This is a genomic window from Pandoraea sp. NPDC087047, from assembly GCF_044745225.1.
Taxonomy (GTDB): domain Bacteria; phylum Pseudomonadota; class Gammaproteobacteria; order Burkholderiales; family Burkholderiaceae; genus Pandoraea.
The window spans coordinates 328,123-344,078 of the sequence record NZ_JBIUZU010000004.1; the positions used below are offsets into that span (position 1 = coordinate 328,123).

A 15,956-nucleotide genomic window follows, 5' to 3' on the forward strand; every position below is an offset into this window, starting at 1 on the left:
ATTAATTCCAGAAAAAATAAAGAATTATGTAAATAATCAGGGTTTTCCCTTTGTCTTTCTGGAATTTATTTGTAGTGTGTACGCTTTTTTGTTTGTGCTATACATGCAACTTAACAGGCAACATGCGCTGCGCATCATGACGCGAGCGTTGCTTGTGCCATCGTTATCCAGTCGCTCATGCCACGGAAAGTTGCCATGTCCTACACCGCCATACCTGATTCGGTCGCGCAACGTGCCTCACAAAGCAACAATGCCGATGCGGTTTACCGAAAGGTCACCATTCGTCTGATCACTTTTCTTTGTCTGTGTTATTTCGCGGCTTACCTGGATCGAATCAATGTCGGTCTGGCCAAGCTGCAAATGCTCAATGCATTGCAATTCAGCGATACCGTTTATGGTCTTGGCGCTGGACTTTTCTTCGCGGGTTACATCCTGTTCGAGGTGCCTAGCAATCTGATTCTTCAGAAGGTCGGGGCCAAGTTCTGGATCGCACGGATCATGGTCACGTGGGGGCTCCTCTCCGGGGCGACCGCCTTCGTCACGACGCCCACACAGTTCTATGTGCTTCGATTCCTGCTGGGGGTTGCGGAAGCCGGCTTCCTGCCGGGCGTGCTGCTCTACCTCACGCAGTGGTATCCCGACGAACGCCGCGCCCGGATCATCGCGCTGTTCATGGTCGGCCTGCCGCTCTCCAGCATGGTGGGCAGCCCGATCTCGGGCTGGATCATGTCCATGTTCGACGGCGCGCACGGCTTCGGCGGCTGGCAGTGGCTTTTCGTCATCGAGGCGCTGCCGTCCATCGTTCTGGGCGTCGCGATCTTCATGTATCTGCCCAATAACATCGCGTCGGCGCGCTGGTTGAGCGCCGAGGAAAAGGCGCTGCTTAGCGCAAACCTCGACAAGGACGCCCACGCGCACAAGAGCCACAATCTGTCGGCGGCCTTTACCGATTTGAAGGTTTGGGCGCTTGGGCTGATCGATCTTTGCGTGTTGTTGGGGCTGTATGGCGTGAGCTTCTGGCTGCCGACGATCCTGAAAGACACCGGCGTGCGCGACCCGTACACGATCGGCTGGCTGATGGCGATTCCCAATGCGCTGGCCGTCGTCGGCGTGCTCGTGTGGGGCGCCAGTTCGGACAAGATGCGCGAGCGCCGCTGGCACATCGTGTTGCCGTTCATGCTCTCGGCGGCGGCGATGTTCATTTTCGCAACGGGGCAGCATGGCACCGTAATGACGGTCGTGCTGTTCTCGCTCATCAACCTGGGCGCGGCGGCGGCAATGCCGGTGGTGTGGGCGTTGCCTTCGACGTTCCTGAAAGGCTCCGCCGCGGCCGCAGGTATTGCGTTTGCCTGCTCGCTTGCCAATCTGGGCGGCTTCGGTAGCACCTACTTCATCGGTTGGCTGCGCGATACGTTTCACACACAGTCCGCGGGTATCTACGGCTTCGGTGTGTGTATGCTCATCGGCTGTCTGCTGGCGCTGTCGTATCCCAAGTCATTGGTGAATCGCTGAGGGAAGGCGCCGGGGAGAATCCGGCGCCTGGCTTCGCCGTGAATGAATGAAGAAGGCCGACGTTGCGTCGGCCTTTTTTTGCGGGTGGCGGGCATGCGGGAGATGCTGATGAAGTCCGCAGGCGAGTGCAGTGCTGCCTTTGTATCGGGTGCGATGTGGCGTGGGTTCAGCTCACGAGCGTCTTGCCGGCTTCGACATCGATGAGCGACATGACGGGCAGGCCATGCCTGCGAGCCGTCATCTCGGCCATGATCGACAGGGCGATTTCGGGTGGCGTGCGTCCGCCCAGATGAAGCCCCACGGGACCGCGCAAACGCTCGACCGCCGCATCGGAGACGCCAAGCAGCTTCAATCGCTCCCGGCGCTTTTCATTGTTTCGTCGGGAGCCGATGGCGCCTACGTAGAACGCACGAGAGCCGAGCGCTTCGAGCAGCGCGAGGTCGTCGAGCTTGGGGTCGTGCGTTAGTGCGACGACGGCCATGCGCTCGTCCGGCCGCATGCCGATGACGGTGTCGTCGGGCATCGTGCGCACGAGTGCGACGTTTTGCATGCGCCATGCGTCGCGATATTCGTCGCGTGGATCGCAAACGGTGACGGCATAGTCGAGCGTGAGCGCAATGCTTGCCACGTACTGCGTCAGTTGTCCCGCGCCGATGAGCAGCAAACGCCAGCCGGGTCCATGTGTCGTAACAAGCCGCGCACCGTCGAACGTGCAGACGTCCGCCTCGGCCGGTGTTGCCACCTGTGTCGTCGCGACATGCCCGGTGTGCAGGTCGACCGTGCGGCGCATGGTTTGCCCGTTGCACATGGCTTCGAGAAGATCGGCAATACCACTGGCTGCCGAGAGTGGCTCGCGAATCAGGACGATGGTGCCGCCGCATGGTAACCCGAAGCGGTGCGCCTCGTCAGCCGACACGCCGTAACGAACGACCTCGGGCAGCGCATCTGCCGGAGGCTCATGTTGCAGCCGATAGACCAGATCGTCCTCGATGCAGCCGCCGGAGACGGAGCCGACGAGTTGGCCGTCCTCGCGAATGGCGAGCATTGCGCCGGGCGGGCGAGGGGAGGATCCCCATGTCGTAGCCACTGTGTAGAGCTGCACGCGTCGACCCTCGGACATCCAGCGCAAAGCGGTTTCCAGGACTTCGCGATCGACGCTGTGCATACCTCACCTCAAGTTGGATTCAATGCGGATGCGCGTCGCGCGCCCCTGCTGCGGAGGCTTCCAGGCCCTGCCACGCGGGCTGGTCCGGGGCGTATCGTGCGCGGATGAAGGCGGCGAGCTCCGCCATCTGACGATCGTCGAACGAATCGCGGAAGCCGGGCATATAGCCCAACGCCTCGGTGGCGGGCCGATCGATGCCGTTCATCAGGACATGCATCAGATTGTCGGGTTTTGCCTGGCTGACGCTGGTGTTCAAGCCCATGAGCGGACGAACCCCGAAATGCCCGACGCCCCCGCTGTCCGTATGACAGACAGCGCAGGCCGCTTCGAAGGTGCGCCTGCCGTTTTCGAGGCCGAGCGTCGTGGCGATGTCCGCGCCTTTTGCGCGCTGACGAGCGAGATCGGCGACTTGTGCCGCGTCCGGTTTTGGCGAGAGCGAGACCAGATAGTGCGCAATGGCGCGCACGTCGGTCTCGGGCAACGCGGCGAGTCCGGCGACCACAGGCGCCATCGGTCCGGCTGCGACGCCATGTTCCGGAGAAAAGCCCGTGCGCAGGTAGTCGAACAGGGCCGACTCGGTCCATGGCACGGGGGAATCTTTGGAGGCCACGAGGGGCGGCGCGCGCCATCCTTCGGCTTCGCCGCCCTTCAGATATTGCTTCGTTTGCTCTGCGCCAAGCATGTTGCGCGGCGTGTGGCATGCGCCGCAGTGCCCCGCGCCATCGACGAGATACCGACCGCGATTCCAGAGGGTGGATTGCGACGGATCGGGACGATACTCGGTGACGTCGTGATACAGCCAATTCCAGCCCGCCACGAGCCGCCGCTGATTCAGCGGGAACGGCAGTGCCGTTTTCGGTGGCGCGTTCGCCACCGGTGGTTGCGACATCAGATAGCCGTAAAGCGCGAGCATGTCGGGCTCGCTCATTTTCGCGAACGCGGTGTAGGGGAAGGCGGGGTAGAGATGTGCGCCGTCCCGGGAGATTCCCTCGCGCATGGCGCGCGCAAAGGCGGCGTAAGACCAGCGTCCGATGCCGGTCTCCGGGTCGGGCGTGATGTTGGTGGAATAGACGGTGCCGAATGGCGTTTCCAGCGCCAGGCCGCCAGCGTTGACGGCGCCTTTCGGCGCGGTGTGGCATACGGCGCAGTCGCCGGCGAGGGCGATCTGACGTCCGCGTTCGAGCGTCGCCGTCGACCACAGCGTATTGTCTGCGGCGGAAATGGGGGCAATCTCGCCGGGGCCGAAGAGCATCACGCCCGCGAGTCCGATCAGTCCGCCAATGCCGCCGCTCGCCAGCCATCGGCGCCAGCGTGTTGTGCGGCGCGCGTCTCTTGACGGCGCGCTCGATGCCATTGCGCCGGTCGAATCGCGTAACGCATGGCGAAGGCTTTCCGGATCGAATGGCGGCCGGCGCAAGCGCACGCCGGTCGCATTGAAGACGGCGTTGGCGATCGCTGCGGCGGCCGGCGCTGCGGAGCCGATCAGGCGATCCGTGTCTTCCGACGTCGGCGATGTGGCAAGCGCACCGTTTGCTGGTGACGAGGCTGCATGCGCGACGACCGAGTGCGCTTGTATGGCGTCGATCTCGTCATGATCCGTATCCATGCGCCAGGTCGTGCCGAGGGCTTGCCGCAGGGCATCGGCAATTTGTCCGGCGGGCAGGCCGTCGACGCTTAACGCTTCGCCGGGGTGGCCCGATGCCTGTCCGGCCACAACGCGCCGGATGGCGATCTCGCCCGATTGCGGATTGACGTCGAGGTCGATGATCCAGGCCGACCACGTGTCAGCGTCGGCGTTGCCGTCGGTGCTGGCGCGAGCGGATTGGCCGTCGAAGGCGAAGCCTCGCCCGCGTTGCCAGCCTTGCGGTGCGATGTCTGCGCCCGGCGACGGTGGCGCACCCCACGCAGCGCGCTGCGCGACCATGCGAATCACTTCGCGTGCGCCGTCGTCGCTGCCGGGCGCCAGATGACGCAGGCGATACTCCACAGGATCCTGAGATTCCTGGGCCGCGACTTCGTCGATAAAAGACTCACGCGCGAATGCGTGTGCCTGTGCCGGAATGCGATGCCCCGGATCGATCACGTGAGCCGCGCTGGTTTCGTGGCGGTAGAGCGGGGGCGGGATGACGGCGCGCCCGGCGGTTTGCGACGTCGATGCGCCGTCCGCCAGCACGTTCACACCTTCGACATCCGCGTGGTAATGCCAGGTCCGCAGCGTGCCGTCGTCGCGCCTCTGCGCGCTTGCCTCCATCTGTGCGGTAGCCTCGCCGTGCCATATCGGCCATGCGTAGGCGGCGTGCGGGCCATCCTCGTCGTGCGCGGGGGCGTTGCCCGCTGCTGTGACGTGCGCGGCGCGAGTCGCGATGCCCGGTGAAGGCGTGCCGTCGCGCCTGCCGCCGGCGAGCTCATCATCGGGTCTTGTCATCTTGCAGGTATTGCGCCGCACGATGCACGGCTTTGACGATTTCGTAGTGCGTGCCGCATCGGCACAGGTTGAAGCGTAGCGCGTCGTGAATGGCGTCGCCGTCGGGCTGCGGGTTGCGATCGAGCAATGCCTTGGTGCTCATGATCATGCCGTTCAGGCAATAGCCGCATTGCGCCGCCTGCTCTTCGATGAACGCGCGCTGGATCGGATGCAGTGCTGCCGCACTGCCCAGCCCTTCCAGCGTCGTGACTTCCCGCTCGCGCGCCACGCTGACCGGGACCACGCACGAGCGCGTGGGTTGCCCGTCGACCAGTACGGTGCAGGCGCCGCATTGGCCCAGGCCGCACCCGTACTTCGGCCCGTTCAACTGGAGGTCGTTGCGCAGCACATAAAGCAGCGGCGTGTCCGGCGTCGCATCGGTAACCGTATGCGTTGCGCCGTTCACACGCAAAGTGGTGGGGCCCGCAACGGGGCTGGGTAGGGCCATCAACTGACTCGCAAAGGAGGAGCGAGGATGGCGAAGGTGTCATCCTCATTGAGCTTATGCCAGTCTCGTACCCGCGATTCAGGCGGCGGCCGTGAGCGGCGGCGCCACCGTGCGCGACGATGCGGGGACGAGCGGGGTCGTGAATACATCGTAGCCGAATACCCATGCCGGGTCTTCATTCGTGCGCAGCCACGTGTTGTTGTGCGAGACCCGCTGCACTTCCGAGGCGCGCGCGGCGCGATTGGCTTCATAAAGCCCGAACGCATCCGCATAGTCGCTCACGCCGACTTCGTCGAGGCAACGGGTGAGCATGGCCGCATCCTCGATGGCCATGGCCGCGCCTTGCGCCATGTGGGGCTTCATCGGGTGGCATGCGTCACCGAGCAGTACCAGACGGCCACGGCTCCAGACCGGCAGCGGATCGCGCTCGAGCAACGGCCACTTCGTGATCGTCGGCGAGACTTCGATCAGATGCTGCACATCCGCGTGATAGCCGTCGAACGCCTCGAGCATTTCCTCGCGGCTGCTCGGCAGCATGGATACGCCCTCGGGCCATTCGTTCTGGGGCACCCCGGTGACGTAGTAATACTCGTCTTTTTTCTCGGTGACGTAGTAGACCATCATGTGACGATCCTCCGACCACCACTTCACACACATGTCGTACGGCTTGTTGTCGAGCAGCGATGCCGGGAATACGGCGCGGTGGGCCACATAGCCGGTGTAGCGGGGCGGCTCCGCCCCCAGCAGGTGCTCGCGGATCTTCGAATTCACGCCGTCGGCGCCGATCAGGATGTCGGCCGTCTCGACGCTGCCGTCGGTAAACGTCATGCGGACTTCGCGGCCGGTGTCTTCCACCGATTGCAGGCACTTGCCGAATCGGATGGTGCCCGGCGTGACGGCGCGCGTCATCAGTTCATGGAAGTCGCCGCGGTGCACGGTCAGGTACGTGGCGCCGTAAGTCTTCAGCGCGTAATCACCCAACGGAATTTGTGAAATTGCCTCGGCCGTCTTCCAGTCGCGGCTGAACCAGTAATCCGGATGCGAACCCATGACATTGAGTGCGTCTTCAATCTCCAGGCGACGCATGATCTTCATCACGTTCGGCCCCAGGTGAATCCCGGCGCCCAGTCGCGAAAACGCGGGGGCCTGCTCGTAGAGCGCAACGTCGTATCCGCTGCGCTGCAAAAGGCCTGCTGCGGCCGTACCGCCCAGACCTGCGCCAATGATGGCGATGCGTGGTTTGCTCATGGAGGCTCCTGATCGTGTGGCCGGCCGACCTGAATCGAGGCCGCTGCCTTGGGTGGTTGCGATGAATGATTTGTAGCGTACACATCACAAAATATCGATGCAACAACAAATCTATTGGTTTAGGGTTTGCACCTATAAAACGATGCTTATGACGAATTAAAGTCGATAAATTAAGACGTTAATTCGCCGAAATTCATTTTTCTCGTATTGCTTGAATATGGTGTATGCACTAGACTTTGTGCAAGCCTCACCTGATCCACCCCTTCGGGAGAATGTCTTCATGAGCAAGCGTTACCGCATCGGCCAGATCGTGCCGAGTTCGAACACCACGATGGAAACCGAGATCCCCGCCATGCTTCGCTTGCGGGAGGCGATCCGCCCCGAGCGCTTCACCTTCCATTCGAGCCGCATGCGCATGAAGAAGGTCGTCAAGGAGGAACTGGCCGCGATGGATGCCGAGTCGGATCGTTGCGCCGTCGAGCTGAGCGACGCACGTGTGGATGTGCTCGGCTACGCCTGTCTCGTGGCGATCATGGCGATGGGGCATGGCTATCACCGCGTTTCGCAGAAGCGCCTGACCGAGCAGACGATTGCCAACGGTGGGCAGGCGCCGGTGCTCACGAGCGCGGGCGCGCTGGTCGATGCGCTGCGCGTGATCGGCGCCAAGCGCATTGTGGTCGTCGCGCCGTATATGAAGCCGTTGACCGAGCTGGTGGTGGACTACATTCGCAACGAAGGCTACGACGTCATCGCCTACCGGGCGCTCGAAATCCCCGACAACCTCGACGTGGGCCGTCATGATCCGATGCGGCTGCCGGACATCGTCAGGACGCTGCCCTATCAGGAGGCGGATGCGATTGTGTTGTCGGCATGCGTGCAGATGCCGTCGCTGCCGGCGGTGGCGCAGGTGGAGGCGATGACCAGCAAGCCCGTCATCACCGCGGCGATCGCAACGACTTACGCCATGCTGCGCACGCTGGATCTGGAGCCTGTCGTGCCGGGCGCGGGCGCGTTGCTCTCCGGCGCTTACTGAACTCGGGCGGACGGCCAATATGACTTCGACATTTCAGTACGGCGCGAATGTTCACGCCAACGGCATTCGCCAGCACTTTCTTCGGTATGGGGGCACGCACGGCGAACGGGCATCGCGTCCGGCCGTGATCGTCATTCCCGGCATTACCAGCCCCGCTGTGACGTGGGGCTTCGTGGGCGAAGTGTTCGGCCGCGAGTTCGATACCTATGTACTCGACGTGCGCGGTCGCGGATTGTCGAGCGCCTCTTGCGAGCTTGATTACAGTCTCGACGCGCAAGCGGACGACGTTGTCGCACTGGCGGCGGCGCTCGATCTGGCGCGATTCGTCCTCGTCGGACATTCGATGGGCGCCCGTATCGCGGCACGCGCCGCGACGCGCGAGCCGCGTGGACTGGTCTCGGTCGTGCTCGTCGATCCGCCGGTGTCCGGCCCCGGCCGCCGTGCCTATCCGGGCAAGTTGCCGTGGTACGTCGATTCGATGGCGCAAGCCCGCGCGGGTATCGATGCGCGAGGCATGCGGGCTTTCTGTCCGACGTGGACCGACGAACAGCTTGCCCTGCGCGCCGAATGGCTTCATACGTGCGATGAGCGCGCGATATTGGCCTCGTACGACGGATTCCACAACGACGATTTCCACGCCGACGCGGCCCAACTGCACGTACCGTCGCTGCTGATGACCGCGCAGAACGGCGATGTCGTGCGCGACGAAGACGTGGCAGAACTTCAGCGAGCCACGCCCGCGATGCAACACGTGCGTGTGCCGAACGCCGGTCACATGATTCCGTGGGACAACCCGGACGGTTTCTATGCCGCATTCGGCGACTTCCTTGGCGCCCCGCTTGGCCGCACGACGTCGGCCTGAATCCCACAGCACAGGAGACTGCAATGGCCATCAGTGATTACCAGTTGATCGAAGCCTGGCGAGAAGTTCTGACGCTGTCCAAGCTCGCGCGGGGACAGAACGTCACCATCCTCACGAGCGCCTCGACGCATCCGCAAACCCTGCGCTGCGCGCTGATTGCCACGCAGTCGATGGGCGCCATCGCGAATCAACTCGATTTGCAGCCCGTGAACGGCGAAAAAGCGTTCAGTCGCGACTCGCTGTCGTATCTGGGCACCACGCCGCTCACCGGCAACCGCGCCGCGATTGCCGCGCTCAAGGCGAGCGATCTGGTGCTCGATCTGATGACGCTGCTTTTCTCGCCCGAGCAACACGAAATTCTCAAGGGCGGGACGAAGATCCTGCTCGCGGTCGAGCCCCCCGAAGTGCTGGCGCGCATGGTGCCGACGCGCGGCGACAAGACCCGGGTGCTCGCGGCTGCTGCAAAACTCGGCGCGGCCCGGGAAATGCGCGTGACGTCGCCCGCCGGCACGTCGCTGGTTTGCCCGATGGGAGCGTTCGGGCCGACGGCCGAGTACGGATTCGTCGATGAACCGGGGCGCTGGGATCACTGGCCGAGCGGATTCGCGTTGTCCTACCCGAACGACCATACGGCGCACGGCACTATCGTGATCGACCGTGGCGACATTCTGCTGCCGCAAAAGCGCTACGTGTCGGAGCCCATCGTGCTGACAGTCGAGAAGGGCTACGCCACGCGCATCGAGGGAGGTGTCGATGCCGAGTTGCTGCGCGACTACATGGACACGTTCCAGGACCCCGAGGGTTACGCGATTTCGCATATCGGATGGGGGTTGCAGCCGCGCGCGCGCTGGTCGACGCTCGGGCTGTACGACCGGGAGGCGACGATCGGCATGGACGCCCGTGCGTTCGAGGGAAATTTCTTGTTCTCGCTCGGACCGAACAACGAAGGCGGCGGCAGCCGTACTACGACCTGCCATATCGACATTCCGCTGCGCAATTGCACCGTCATGCTCGACGACGAAGTCATGGTGCGCGACGGGCGCGTTGCCTACGCGTGAGTTGCCGGATTCGCTGGATTTGCCGCACCGACCTCCCATTCTTGCTTGCCAAAGACATACGCCATGAGTGATATCTCGCAACACGCCGAAGCCGGCGTCTATCAACGCCAGGGCTTCGGCACCTCGCTGACGCCGCAGGGCAATGTGGCCCTGCTCATCGTTGATCTGGTCGTCGGATTTGCCGACCCGCAGGTGTTCGGCGGTGGCAATATTCCGGGGGCCATAGCACGCACTGTCGATGCGCTTGCTGTGGCGCGTCTGAAGGGATGGCCGGTGGCGCATAGCCGCATCGTCTATGCCGACGACGGTAGCGACGACAACATCTTTTCCATCAAGGTGCCGGGAATGGCGACGCTCACGGAAGACAATCCGCAAAGCGCCATCGTCCCGGAGCTCGCGCCGCTGCCGGGGGAACTGGTGGTGCGCAAGGTCGTGCCCTCGGCGTTCTTCGGCACGCAACTCGCTCCGTGGCTCGCACAACGCGGCATTCAGACACTGCTCGTTGCGGGGGCCGTGACCAGTGGCTGCGTGCGCGCGAGTGTGGTGGACGCCATGTCGTACGGCTTCCGTCCGCTGGTGCTCTCGGATTGCGTGGGCGACCGGGCGGTGGGGCCGCATGACGCGAGCCTGTTCGATCTGCAGCAGAAGTATGCCGCCGTGATGCCGCTGGCCGACGCGCTCAAGGCCATCGAGCAACACTGCCGTTAGTCTTCGTCACTGACTGACAGGGCCGCCTCGCGCTTGCGGTGGTGGGGCGTGCATCGATTGACGCGTCAAAATTGTCCTCCTATCGTGACGTTGGGCCCGCTGCATGCGACACGGGCCGAACTATGGGAATCCTTGTCCTTGAATCGTTCCGAACTGCTCGCGCGCGAAGGGTGTCTGGTGGTGGTCCGACAGCCTGTCGCGCCCGTCAAACCTGCGCCCGGTCAACCGGGTAGTCATTCGACCTTCGTGCCCGAGGTCGCCGAGGTATTTGTGGCGATTCTGGACGATGGCCGTATTCTGGCTTTCAACGGCCATGTCGATCTGGGCACCGGGATTCGGACCTCGCTCGCGCAAATCGTCGCGGAAGAACTCGACGTTGCCGCCAGCGACGTCGCCATGCAACTCGGACACACCGCAGCGACGCCCAATCAGGGGCCGACCATCGCGAGCGCCACGATACAGATTTCCGCCATTGCGCTGCGGTGCGCCGCGGCGCAGGCAAGGCACGCGCTTGTGGCGCTGGCCGCCAAACGATTCGGCATCGACGCGAGCCAGTTGCGTTGCGACGCCGGGGAAGTCTCGGGCACCACGACGCAGGGCGAAACGCGCAAGTCGACTTTTGCCGAGTTGGTGGCTGGCGAGCGCATCACGCTCGTGCTGAACCTCGATACCCCTGTCAAGGACCCGTCGACCTACCGCGTGGTGGGCAAGTCGTCGCGTCGCGTCGATTTACCCGCGAAAGCCACGGGCGAACTGACGTTCGTGCACGACATGCGGGTGCCCGGCATGTTGCACGCGAGAGTGGTGCGTCCCCCATACAGCGGTGTGGATGCCGGCGAATTCGTCGGCAATTTGCTTGAATCCGTGGATACGGCGTCCGTCGCGCATATCCCGGGTGTTCGGGCGGTTGTCACGATTGGCGATTTCGTCGGTGTCGTGGCGCAACGCGAAGAGCAGGCCATACGCGCGGCGCACGCGTTGCGCGTGAAGTGGAAGCCACTCCCCCCCTTGCCACCGATGGACGACACCACACTGGCGATTGCGGCAGCACCCGCCACGCGACGCCCTCTGCTTGACGAGGGCGATGTCGATGCCGTGTTCGCGCGCGACGACGTTCTCACGCTCTCGCGGACTTACGCGTGGCCGTATCAGATGCATGGGTCGATCGGGCCGTCGTGTGCCGTGGCCGACTATCGCGCCCGGGGCGAGGGACGGATTACCGTCTGGTCGGGGACACAGAATCCCGTGTCGCTGCGTTACGACCTCGCCCAGTTGATCGCTCGAGACGAGGCCGACATCGACATCGTGCGTATGGAGGCGTCGGGGTGTTACGGGCGCAACTGTGCCGACGATGTCTGTGGCGACGCGTTGCTGCTCTCACGGGCTGTAGGTGCCCCCGTGCGGGTGCAGCTCTCGCGCTCGGACGAGCATCTCTGGGAGCCCAAGGGCACCGGGCAGGTCATGACGGTGCGAGGTGCTGCAACGCGTGGCGGCGAACTGCTCGCGTACGACTTCGCGACGCGCTATCCGTCCAACGACGCGCCGATACTTGCCTCGCTACTGATCGGCGTTGTCTCGCCGCAGCCGCGGATCTTCGAGATGGGAGATCGCACGGCGGTGTCCCCGTACAAGAGCGAGCATCGGCGATTCGTCTGTGACGACATGGCGCCTTTGGTGCGCGCCTCATGGTTCCGGGGTGTTTCGGCGCTGCCGAATTCGTTTGCTCACGACGCGTTTGCCGATGAAATCGCCTTTGCCACCGGCGTCGATCCGTTGCAGTTCAAGCTGCGACATCTCGACGACGCGCGTGCGGTGGCGCTGCTCGAAGCCGTGGCCGCTCGCGCCGCCTGGACGCCACGCTCTCGCGACGTCTCCCGTTGGGATACGGACGAGCGCTTTGTGCGCGGGCGAGGCGTTTCCTACGCGCGCTATGTCCATAGCCGCTTCCCCGGATTCGGGGCGGCGTGGTCCGCTTGGATTGTCGATCTGATGGTGGACCGGGTGACAGGCGAGGTGCGCGTAGAGCGCGTCACCGTGGGGCAGGACACCGGCACGATGGTCAATCCCGACGGCGTGCGTCATCAACTGCATGGCAACGTCGTTCAGGTGCTGAGCCGATCGCTCAAGGAGCGTGTGCGATTCGTGGACGGGCGGCCTGCAAGCCGCGAGTGGGGCGGCTATCCGATTCTGACGTTCGCCGAACTGCCGAAGCTGGATGTCGTGTTGATGCCGAGGCAGGGGGAGCCACCGATGGGGGCGGGCGAGTCGGCGTCCGTGCCGGGGCCGGCGGCGCTGGCCAATGCCATTTTCGATGCGACTGGTGTGCGGATCTACGCGCCGCCATTTACGCCGGAAACCGTACGTGCGGCATTGCGCCGTGAGGGACGCTTGCTCGTCCCGTCAACGCAACCCGCCTGACGAGCGCTAACGATCACCGCGGTGCGTCGGTGCATGCGCCACAACTAGCCGACAACTACCGGTTGTGGCGCTCCCGCTCATTCGACCGAATCGACGTCCATCATTTTTCGCATCAGGAACATGAGCGCGACGCGCTCTGCCGGATTGAGCGCACCGTACGTACGCTCGGTCACTTCCTCCGCAAACGGCACGGTCTGCTCGATCAGTGTCAGCCCTGCCTGCGTGGCGCGCACCAGCAGCTTTCTGCCGTCCGTCGGGTCGGGTTCGACCTCGATCAGGTTCCTCGCCTTTAGGCGTTCGACCACGCCGCGAATCGTGGCCTGATCGATAGCGGTCGTCTTGACGATGTCGTTGAGCGAGCAAGATCCCTTTTCCTTGACAGTGCAAAGTGCGACGAATTGCGCGGCGGTCAGGTCGGAATCGGGGATGGCGGCTTGAAAGATCGAGACATGACGCTGATAGGCGCGGCGGAGCAGGTGGCCGATCTGGTCGTGGAAGTCGTAGGCAATTTTGCTGGGCATGGGCTACGCGAAAGCGTTGGAGGGATATGCCCCGAGCATAGCATCGGAACCCGCTGAATTGCCTGACGTATCCTCGTCTTTCCCGCGTGAACTCAAGGTTCGTGCCGGATGGCCCGGCGCAGGATCATTCGGCCCTCGGTGCCGCCGTACTGCCGCGAACGATCAGACTCACGGGCACTTCGATCGAGCTGATGGTCGGACGTCCCGCGAGGCTGTCGATTTTGTTACCGCAGAAACGATATGTGACCGAGCCCATTGTGCTGACGCTCGAGAATGGATCCGTTACCCGCATCGAGGGCGGCGTCGACGCTGCGTTGCTGCGCGACTACGGGGAAACGTTTCGCGATCCGCAGGGGCATGCCGTCTCTCATGTCGTTTCTCGCGTCGGTTGGGGATTGTAACCTCGGGCGCGCTGGTCGACGCTCGGTTTATACAACCGGGAGTCCTCCATCGGCATGGACGCGCGCGCTTTCGAAGGCAACTTCCTGTTCTCGCTCGGCTCGCGCCATGAAGGTGGCGCAGGCGCGGCGACAGCCCGTCACATCGACATTCCTTTACGTCATTGCACCGTCTGGCTTGACGATGGCGTCATGGTGCGCGACGGCATATTCGTGAGCCGGTGAGCATCGCCATGGTCATTGCGCTGCACGGCAAGCGGCGCCCCGCATGAGCGGGGTGCCGAAGTCTACCGTCGGAGGAGGGCGAGGCCTGTCATGCGCCGCGGTTTGCCGAGAGCGGCGAGATCTGGCCCGGTGCTTCGTAGGCGGCCTCGAGTAGCTCAAGCGTGTACGCGTGGTTCGGCCTGTCGAAGATGTCCGCCACCGAGCCTTGCTCGACGATCCTTCCCTGATGCATCACGACGATTCGATCTGCGATCTCCGAGACCGCCGCAAGATTGTGCGACACGAAGAAGCATGCGAACCCGTGCTGCGATTGCAGGCGCTTGAAGAGCGCTAGCACTTGCTTCTGGATCGTCATGTCCAGTGCGGAAACGGGCTCGTCGGCGACCACCAGCGCGGGCCGGCGAATGAGTGCGCGGGCAATCGCCACTCGTTGACGCTGGCCGCCCGAGAGCGCATGCGGATACCGGTCGCCCAGGGCGTCGAGCCCCACTTCCGTGAGCATCTCGTGAACCAGACGATCTCGCTCTGCCTGCTTCATGGGCTTGCAATGATTGAGCGGTTCGCTAACGATGTCCCGGATTTTCTGGCGCGGGTCCAACGACGAATAGGGGTCCTGGAACACCATCTGGCAAGAGAGACGGAAATCGCGTCTGGCCTTGCGTCCTCCCGCCGAAATGGATTGCCCGCGAAACGACACGTCGCCGCCGGCCAATGGCAGAAGGCCGATCATGGCGCGGCCGAGCGTCGTTTTTCCTGAGCCGGACCCGCCGACCACGGCGACGACCTCGCCTGGCCGAATGGACAGGGATACGCCTTCGACAATGGGTTTGCCTTGCGATCGGGAAAACCAGCTCGCTTTGCCGCTATAGCTGATCGTGACATTGTTGGCCTGTATCAGCGGCGCGGCGTCGCGAACCGGGCTGCGGCTCTTGTCGTGCTTGGGCAGCGCATCGATCAGTGTCCGCGTGTAGGTGCTGGACGGGTTGCGCAAGACCTCCTTTGCCGGGCCGGATTCAATCTGGTATGAGACTCTTCGGCCCGGCAGACCTTGCCGGCGCTGGGCGCAGCAGCGCAAGGCTTTCCCTAGCGCTGCTGCGCTTGCAACATCCCCTCCAGCCCCGATACGACGAATTCGAGCGACGAGGCAGCGAATCCCTCCCGAATCTGACGATTGACTTCGCTGTCATCGCGCGTCAGTCGGGCGTAGATGCCGAGAAGATTGATGATCGAGATGCTGGCGATGTACCACTGCCGGACTACCGCGGCGGACGAGGCTTGCGGATAGCAGCGTTGTAGCGCCTGGTTGAACTTCAGCGTGATCGGGCCGAATAGTTCGGTCAGCACAGGATCGCCCGCGACCCCCAGGCGGCTGAGAATCTGTTCCCAATAGCCACCGCCGACCGGTTCATTCTCGACCAGTTGCGCGTGCGGGTCGAAGGCTGCACTGACGATATCGCGCACCGTCGGCGCCTCGCGTTGCGCGAGAAGTGCGTCGATCCGGGACTCGGCGGTGGCGAGCACCGCCGCACCGCGGCGCAATAACACCGAGCGCAGCAAGTGTGCCTTGGTGCCAAAGTGATAGTGAACGGATGCCGCGCCATATCCCGCTTCGTCGTTGATCGAGCGAATGGATGTGCTCGCAATGCCGTTAAGCGCGAACAGCTGTTCCGCTGTGTCCAGAAGCATCGTTCTGGTCGCTTCGCCTTCAGGGGTGCCTTCCTCTATGCCGGATTTGGGTCGTCTCGCCATGCGCTATGGACAATGTTGTCGTGGTGATTCTGGCGATTCTAAGTGATTTCCCGTAATTTTCCGAATCAATTGATTGAATCAGTTGATCCAATTAAATTGCCTTCCATCGCGGCACCGTTCGCCAGCCTTTCGGCTCGGGCTGGGTAG

General features: G+C 63.4%; 13 protein-coding genes and 1 pseudogene. 7 read left to right on the forward strand and 7 right to left on the reverse strand.

Annotated features, from left to right (window positions below; translation table 11 throughout):
* Nucleotides 1-195 precede the first annotated feature (195 nt).
* Nucleotides 196-1,512 carry an MFS transporter gene (locus tag ACIPHM_RS09475; RefSeq protein WP_400327225.1) on the forward strand — a complete coding sequence of 439 codons (1,317 nt, stop codon included), beginning with the start codon at nucleotides 196-198 and terminating at the stop codon, nucleotides 1,510-1,512.
* A gap of 166 nt (nucleotides 1,513-1,678) precedes the next feature.
* On the opposite strand, the gene ACIPHM_RS09480 is transcribed toward ACIPHM_RS09475, so the two are convergent.
* The 4 genes from ACIPHM_RS09480 to ACIPHM_RS09495 all read right to left on the reverse strand — a co-directional run bounded on the left by ACIPHM_RS09480 (nucleotide 1,679) and on the right by ACIPHM_RS09495 (nucleotide 6,837).
* Entirely contained in the window at nucleotides 1,679-2,677 is a 999-nt protein-coding gene (locus tag ACIPHM_RS09480) for an XdhC family protein (protein ID WP_400327227.1), read from the reverse strand.
* Between the two features lie 19 nt (nucleotides 2,678-2,696).
* Complete coding sequence (locus ACIPHM_RS09485; protein ID WP_400327229.1) at nucleotides 2,697-5,102, reverse strand: c-type cytochrome; 2,406 nt, start codon at nucleotides 5,100-5,102, stop codon at nucleotides 2,697-2,699.
* Complete coding sequence (locus ACIPHM_RS09490; RefSeq protein ID WP_400327230.1) at nucleotides 5,086-5,589, reverse strand: (2Fe-2S)-binding protein; 504 nt, start codon at nucleotides 5,587-5,589, stop codon at nucleotides 5,086-5,088. The genes ACIPHM_RS09485 and ACIPHM_RS09490 overlap by 17 nt, the downstream gene beginning before the upstream one ends.
* Nucleotides 5,590-5,667: 78 nt before the next feature.
* Complete coding sequence (locus ACIPHM_RS09495; protein WP_400327232.1) at nucleotides 5,668-6,837, reverse strand: FAD-dependent monooxygenase; 1,170 nt, start codon at nucleotides 6,835-6,837, stop codon at nucleotides 5,668-5,670.
* Nucleotides 6,838-7,117: 280 nt separating this feature from the next.
* On the opposite strand from ACIPHM_RS09495, the gene ACIPHM_RS09500 reads away from it, so the two are divergent.
* The 5 genes from ACIPHM_RS09500 to ACIPHM_RS09520 all read left to right on the forward strand — a co-directional run bounded on the left by ACIPHM_RS09500 (nucleotide 7,118) and on the right by ACIPHM_RS09520 (nucleotide 12,916).
* Nucleotides 7,118-7,870: an Asp/Glu racemase gene (locus ACIPHM_RS09500; RefSeq protein WP_400327234.1), complete on the forward strand. Its 753-nt coding sequence runs from the start codon at nucleotides 7,118-7,120 to the stop codon at nucleotides 7,868-7,870.
* A 19-nt stretch (nucleotides 7,871-7,889) separates the two neighbouring features.
* The gene (locus tag ACIPHM_RS09505; RefSeq protein WP_400327236.1) at nucleotides 7,890-8,732 is read left to right on the forward strand and encodes an alpha/beta fold hydrolase; all 843 of its coding nucleotides are present in this window, start codon (nucleotides 7,890-7,892) and stop codon (nucleotides 8,730-8,732) included.
* A gap of 23 nt (nucleotides 8,733-8,755) precedes the next feature.
* Nucleotides 8,756-9,790, forward strand: a complete 1,035-nt coding sequence (locus tag ACIPHM_RS09510) for a 2,5-dihydroxypyridine 5,6-dioxygenase (RefSeq protein WP_400327238.1) — start codon at nucleotides 8,756-8,758, stop codon at nucleotides 9,788-9,790.
* Between the two features lie 63 nt (nucleotides 9,791-9,853).
* Entirely contained in the window at nucleotides 9,854-10,498 is a 645-nt protein-coding gene (locus ACIPHM_RS09515) for an isochorismatase family protein (protein WP_400327239.1), read from the forward strand.
* A 138-nt stretch (nucleotides 10,499-10,636) separates the two neighbouring features.
* Nucleotides 10,637-12,916, forward strand: a complete 2,280-nt coding sequence (locus ACIPHM_RS09520) for a molybdopterin cofactor-binding domain-containing protein (protein ID WP_400327241.1) — start codon at nucleotides 10,637-10,639, stop codon at nucleotides 12,914-12,916.
* Nucleotides 12,917-12,993: 77 nt separating this feature from the next.
* Here the strand turns inward: ACIPHM_RS09520 and ACIPHM_RS09525 are convergent, their stop codons facing one another.
* Nucleotides 12,994-13,437, reverse strand: a complete 444-nt coding sequence (locus tag ACIPHM_RS09525; protein WP_400327243.1) for a MarR family winged helix-turn-helix transcriptional regulator — start codon at nucleotides 13,435-13,437, stop codon at nucleotides 12,994-12,996.
* Between the two features lie 209 nt (nucleotides 13,438-13,646).
* Between ACIPHM_RS09525 and ACIPHM_RS09530 the strand changes: the two are divergent.
* A pseudogene (locus ACIPHM_RS09530) lies at nucleotides 13,647-14,060 on the forward strand (2,5-dihydroxypyridine 5,6-dioxygenase); the annotation flags it as partial.
* An 88-nt stretch (nucleotides 14,061-14,148) separates the two neighbouring features.
* Here the strand turns inward: ACIPHM_RS09530 and ACIPHM_RS09535 are convergent.
* Together ACIPHM_RS09535 and ACIPHM_RS09540 are read right to left on the reverse strand one after the other, a co-directional pair.
* Nucleotides 14,149-15,135 carry an ATP-binding cassette domain-containing protein gene (locus ACIPHM_RS09535; RefSeq protein ID WP_400327244.1) on the reverse strand — a complete coding sequence of 329 codons (987 nt, stop codon included), beginning with the start codon at nucleotides 15,133-15,135 and terminating at the stop codon, nucleotides 14,149-14,151.
* Between the two features lie 8 nt (nucleotides 15,136-15,143).
* Entirely contained in the window at nucleotides 15,144-15,809 is a 666-nt protein-coding gene (locus ACIPHM_RS09540; RefSeq protein ID WP_400327246.1) for a TetR/AcrR family transcriptional regulator, read from the reverse strand.
* Nucleotides 15,810-15,956 lie beyond the last annotated feature (147 nt).

Bases quoted from the DNA above. Each gene is read 5' to 3' on its own strand.
- ACIPHM_RS09500 (WP_400327234.1), top strand. From the start codon at position 7,118: ATGAGCAAGCGTTACCGCATCGGCCAGATCGTGCCGAGTTCGAACACC.
- ACIPHM_RS09505 (WP_400327236.1), top strand. From the start codon at position 7,890: ATGACTTCGACATTTCAGTACGGCGCGAATGTTCACGCCAACGGCATT.
- ACIPHM_RS09495 (WP_400327232.1), bottom strand. From the start codon at position 6,837: ATGAGCAAACCACGCATCGCCATCATTGGCGCAGGTCTGGGCGGTACG.
- ACIPHM_RS09540 (WP_400327246.1), bottom strand. From the start codon at position 15,809: ATGGCGAGACGACCCAAATCCGGCATAGAGGAAGGCACCCCTGAAGGC.
- ACIPHM_RS09475 (WP_400327225.1), top strand. From the start codon at position 196: ATGTCCTACACCGCCATACCTGATTCGGTCGCGCAACGTGCCTCACAA.
- ACIPHM_RS09515 (WP_400327239.1), top strand. From the start codon at position 9,854: ATGAGTGATATCTCGCAACACGCCGAAGCCGGCGTCTATCAACGCCAG.
- ACIPHM_RS09480 (WP_400327227.1), bottom strand. From the start codon at position 2,677: ATGCACAGCGTCGATCGCGAAGTCCTGGAAACCGCTTTGCGCTGGATG.
- ACIPHM_RS09525 (WP_400327243.1), bottom strand. From the start codon at position 13,437: ATGCCCAGCAAAATTGCCTACGACTTCCACGACCAGATCGGCCACCTG.
- ACIPHM_RS09485 (WP_400327229.1), bottom strand. From the start codon at position 5,102: ATGACAAGACCCGATGATGAGCTCGCCGGCGGCAGGCGCGACGGCACG.
- ACIPHM_RS09510 (WP_400327238.1), top strand. From the start codon at position 8,756: ATGGCCATCAGTGATTACCAGTTGATCGAAGCCTGGCGAGAAGTTCTG.
- ACIPHM_RS09490 (WP_400327230.1), bottom strand. From the start codon at position 5,589: ATGGCCCTACCCAGCCCCGTTGCGGGCCCCACCACTTTGCGTGTGAAC.